Annotated in this window: 5 protein-coding genes and 1 pseudogene; 3 read left to right on the forward strand and 3 right to left on the reverse strand. The window is 62.4% G+C overall.

Annotation, left to right across the window (positions count from 1 at the left end; genetic code table 11):
• Positions 1-189, forward strand: a pseudogene (locus ABX749_RS24470) (universal stress protein); the annotation flags it as partial.
• Between the two features lie 286 nt (positions 190-475).
• On the opposite strand, the gene ABX749_RS24475 reads toward ABX749_RS24470, so the two are convergent.
• Complete coding sequence (locus ABX749_RS24475) at positions 476-1,258, reverse strand: hypothetical protein (RefSeq protein WP_145220537.1); 783 nt, start codon at positions 1,256-1,258, stop codon at positions 476-478.
• A gap of 167 nt (positions 1,259-1,425) precedes the next feature.
• Here ABX749_RS24475 and ABX749_RS24480 point away from each other — a divergent pair, with 167 nt between their 5' ends.
• The gene (locus ABX749_RS24480; protein WP_372898300.1) at positions 1,426-1,689 is read left to right on the forward strand and encodes a Trm112 family protein; all 264 of its coding nucleotides are present in this window, start codon (positions 1,426-1,428) and stop codon (positions 1,687-1,689) included.
• A 296-nt stretch (positions 1,690-1,985) separates the two neighbouring features.
• Here the strand turns inward: ABX749_RS24480 and ABX749_RS24485 are convergent, their stop codons facing one another.
• Positions 1,986-3,386 (reverse strand): M20 family metallopeptidase, encoded by a 1,401-nt coding sequence (locus ABX749_RS24485; protein WP_372898301.1) that lies wholly within the window; start codon positions 3,384-3,386, stop codon positions 1,986-1,988.
• The gene (locus ABX749_RS24490) at positions 3,387-3,938 is read right to left on the reverse strand and encodes a hypothetical protein (RefSeq protein ID WP_372898302.1); all 552 of its coding nucleotides are present in this window, start codon (positions 3,936-3,938) and stop codon (positions 3,387-3,389) included. It abuts the gene before it with no gap.
• Between ABX749_RS24490 and ABX749_RS24495 the strand changes: the two genes are divergently transcribed.
• Positions 3,937-4,123, forward strand: a 187-nt coding sequence (locus ABX749_RS24495) for a hypothetical protein (protein ID WP_372898303.1), incomplete at its 3' end; no start/stop codon positions are given. The two genes, ABX749_RS24490 and ABX749_RS24495, sit on opposite strands and share 2 nt — an antisense overlap.

Raw genomic sequence — 4,123 nt, forward strand, 5'->3', positions numbered from 1 at the left:
CGCAGCTACCATTTGCGGCCACTGGCCGGCGAGGTCGCGCCGCCCAATCCCTTGCAAAACCGAGACCAGACGCTGTTGGTCTTGCCCTTGGAAGTCGATGACCGGTTCGGCCAAGGATTCGTCCAAGACCGCATTCGCCGCAGTCCGCATCCGGTGCTGGTCGTCCCCAGCCATGTACCGCAAGGGTAAGCAACGCGTTCCGTGCCGGCGTAGGTGGCATGACCCCGAACGGGGTTCAAGCCAGTAGCCGGAGGTGAGCGGAGCGATACCTCCGGACACCCGGTTCCCCGCTCGACGCGACCCCGGAGGGTGTCGCTGTGAAGCATTTTTTAGCGGTAGGGCGCGAGCCCTCCGGTGTTTCGGGAACGATGAGGGACCGGAGGGCTTGCGCCCTGCCGCTAACACCTCGCAAAACGCAGGGAATAAATGCTTCACAGACACGTAGGGCATGCTGTGCATGCCAATGGGCCCGAGGCTATCGATAGACCGAGAACGAAGGCACCGTCGCGATCACCGTCCCGGCGTTGGTCGGGACCGGCGCACCGAGCCCGTTGGCCGGTTGCAGCACGTTGGTTCGCATTCCGGATTGCATGGAACTACGCATCGGCGGTTCGCTGGTCGATCGACCGACGGTGTTGGACGCGATCGCCGTGACGGGCTGGGTGGCATAGGTCCCGTCGGTGGTCGTCGAAATCGGCCGCAGCCGTGCGGCGACTTCCGGGGCGACGTTGGATCCGATGCTGGGTTGCGGCATCGCACGGGCGACCAGTTCCAGCCCCTTTTGTTCGGTGGTTTCGTAGCGGACGGTCCGTTTCGGCACTTCCACCGTCCGTTTTTCAGCGACCCAACGCGTTTGAGTGGTCGCGCGGTTGACGACCTCGCTGCGGGCTTCCCAGCGGGTTTCGGGGACCTGACGATAGGCGACCGTGGGCTGCCGGAACGGGTTCCAGCGTCCTTCTACGTAGGGCATCCATTTCATCTGAGTGACGGGGGAGTAGCTGGTGCGGACTTCCGGTCGAATTTCCGTGACGGTTTCCGGACGGTGCACGACGGTTTCTTGGCGTTCGACGCGGTCCTCGACCACCGGACGCGTGATCCGCTGCGTCACGGTACGATAGATATCGCCGGTCACCGGGTCCTTGTGCAAATCGCCGGAGGGGGCCTGTGCGCCAGCCCCGCCGGAAAGGGCCATCGAGCCCGCTGCGACGAACAACGTGGCCGCTGTCTTGCGTAACAATTCCGTTTTGCGAACGTTCATGCTCGTTAAACTCCCCGCCCAAGCCATTTCATGCTCGGCGTGAATGGTTCCAACTGAAAAGAAAGGCTGGCGATGCAGGCGTGTCAGTTCCGCACGATCGCCACCTTCCCAGAATCGGTATGGAACCGTGCCAACTCGAAACAATACCCACGTCGGAACAAAAAAAGATGCTCGATGAAAAACTTCTCCACCTGGTTCAGTGCCCGATTTCGGGGCAAACGTTGCAGATTTCGTCCCCTGCGGTGATCGTCGAATTGAACGAAAAAATTGCCCAGGGATTGGTCCGCGATGCCTCCGACCAACTGGTCGAAAGTGCATTGGACCAAGGGCTTACCACCGCAGATGGTGCGCGCCTGTATCCCGTCCGGGGCGGGATCCCCACGCTGATCGCCGACGCCGCGATCGAGTTGGACCCGGGGACCGTGGGGTAAGCCTCTTGCTTGGGGTGGGGCAAGCATCTTGCTTGCCACCCCTGGTCACGCTTCGCGTGCGGGGTGGGGTAAGCATCTTGCTTGCCGCCCCTGGTTACGCATCGCGTGCGGGGTGGGGTAAGCATCTTGCTTGCCGCCCCCTGGTCACGCTTCGCGTGCGGGGTGGGGTAAGCATCTTGCTTGCCACCCACTGGTCACGCTTCGCGTGACGCTCGGCATGCGACGCATGCCGCGCGACGAAACGTCGCGGGGGGTCGCAAGCTGGAGGCTTAGGTAGGTGATCGCACGCTGGAAGCTTAGGCCACGTCGGTGCACCAGTGGCGGAGGGCTTTTTCGTAGCAGTCGATGCCGCGGCGGAGTTGATCGATGGCGATCCATTCGTCGACAGTGTGTGCTTGGGCGATGCTGCCGGGACCGATCACGATGCGTCGCGACAGTTCTCCCAGTACGCCGCCGTCGGTCGCGTAGCAAACGGTCTGGGATCGCGTGCCGGCGATCGCTTGAAATTGCGACACGATCTCGCTGTCGGGATCGGTCCACAGCGGGTCGCAGCCGGCGATCGGCGTCACGGTCAAGCCGAGCCGACGCGCGGTCGCGTCCGCTTCGGCCACCAACTCCGCCGCATCCACCTCCGGCATCGTGCGGAAACTGACCCAGGCGTCACTGCGTTCGGGCGTGATGTTGACGACGTTGCTGTGGTCGCTGACGCCAAAGTTCCAAGACAACACCGGCGGGTCGAAACGATCGTCCTGCAATCCCGCGTCTTCACGTGTCCGCTGGCAAAGCTCCAACAGCTTGACCAGCATCGGCACCATCGCCTCGTTCGCATTGATTCCAAAGTTGGTCGCACTGTGACCGGCACGACCTCGACTGTGGACGGTGAATCCCTGGATCCCCTTGTGCGCGTAAACGACATTCATCTCCGTCGGCTCGCCGATCACCGAGACGGGATCGGCGCGGACCAGTTCGCGATAACCGTCGCAGTGATCGACCAGGTGTTTAGCGCCGTTGAATCCGACTTCTTCGTCGGCGGTGCACACCATCCAGATCGGTGCGGTTTGTTGACGGGCATCGACGCGAGCCACTGCGGACAGCATCGCCGCCAACGAACCCTTCATGTCACACGCACCGCGTCCATACACTCGATCGTCGCTCACCACCGCATCAAACGGTCCCGCCGCGGCATCGTCGGTGGAAGGACTCGATGGAGTCGGGGCGCCCACCCACTTCTTGGCCGGCACGACATCGGTGTGACAAAAATACGCGAGCCCCTGGTGTGACGATGCTGCGGTGCTGTGATCGGCAGACGTCTCGTGCTGCTCCGTCCCGGCAGGCAACGCCGTGAAGCATTTATTCGCCGCGTTTGACGAGGTGTTAGCGGCAGGGCGCAAGCCCTCCGGTCCCTCATCGTTGCCGAAATACCGGAGGGCTCGCGCCCTACCGCTAAAAGATGCTTCACAGCGTTGCCCGGCAGGGTTGCGGACCGCGACCAGGTTTGCCTTGCGCACGCCACGCTCATCGCGGTATCCGCTGCGCCAAAGCGTGAACCCCATTTGGGCGAGTGTGGCCGCGCACCAGTCGTTGATGTCGACGTTGCTTTTCGCGCTGACCGAAGGAAAGGAAATCAATTTCTTCAGCGTCGCGATGGCCGAAGCGATCGTACCATCGGGAGGTGAAGCTTCGATCGAATGTGGCATCTATTCTGAAAAGAGTTCTTTGGCGACTTGTTGCAGCATCGCCGTGTCAACTTGTTCGAGTTGGCCGTCGATGGCCGCGAGCTGTGCAAACGTGTCGTCACGATACTCGACGCGCCACTTGGGGTGAATCAGACGATACAACGCTTGACCGGCGATCGCGTCGGGACGTTCGGGGGAAAGCGCAAAAGACGTGATCTTTTCTGTCAGCCGTGGCGGCATGTCGTCGACGGTGAAGGATCGCGTTCGCTTGTTGAACTGGATCGCCAACATCTCGGGCGAGACTTCGACGACGATGACCGGCAGGCCCTCGACATAATCGAAGGTGCTTCCCGTGTTGAGTGTCGCCAACCCACGACCGATCGCGCCGCGATAAAAGGTCGCCAGGTCGGCGATGTCATAGAGTGCGCTGGCACGCTTGGATTGCTCCGCATCGAGATCAAGTTTCGTCAACGCCTCGGCGGCGGGCTTCATCTGATCCCAATCGGCCGTTCGAATCAGCTGCTGGACCGCTTCGATCTTGGCCTGATTGGCGGCGACACGCTCCGCCGTCATGGCGGGCGTGGGATTCGGGGTCGCCGTTGGAGTCGGAGTGGAAGGCGTCGAGCCGGTCGCCGGCGGATCGGGGGTCATCGGCGTCTCGGGAATCGACATCCCGACCGGCGGCATCATGCTCGCCGGCGTCGGACGGGTCGGCGCTGGTGTCGGATTCGTCGGCGTCGGTGTCGGCTTCGTCGGCG

This window comes from Stieleria sp., from assembly GCF_041595215.1.
In the GTDB taxonomy this organism is placed as follows: Bacteria; Planctomycetota; Planctomycetia; order Pirellulales; family Pirellulaceae; genus Stieleria; species Stieleria magnilauensis.

Excerpts from the sequence above, each read along its gene's own strand:
- ABX749_RS24475 (WP_145220537.1), bottom strand. The coding sequence starts at position 1,258 with ATGAACGTTCGCAAAACGGAATTGTTACGCAAGACAGCGGCCACGTTG.
- ABX749_RS24480 (WP_372898300.1), top strand. The coding sequence starts at position 1,426 with ATGCTCGATGAAAAACTTCTCCACCTGGTTCAGTGCCCGATTTCGGGG.
- ABX749_RS24485 (WP_372898301.1), bottom strand. The coding sequence starts at position 3,386 with ATGCCACATTCGATCGAAGCTTCACCTCCCGATGGTACGATCGCTTCG.
- ABX749_RS24490 (WP_372898302.1), bottom strand. The coding sequence starts at position 3,938 with ATGACGGCGGAGCGTGTCGCCGCCAATCAGGCCAAGATCGAAGCGGTC.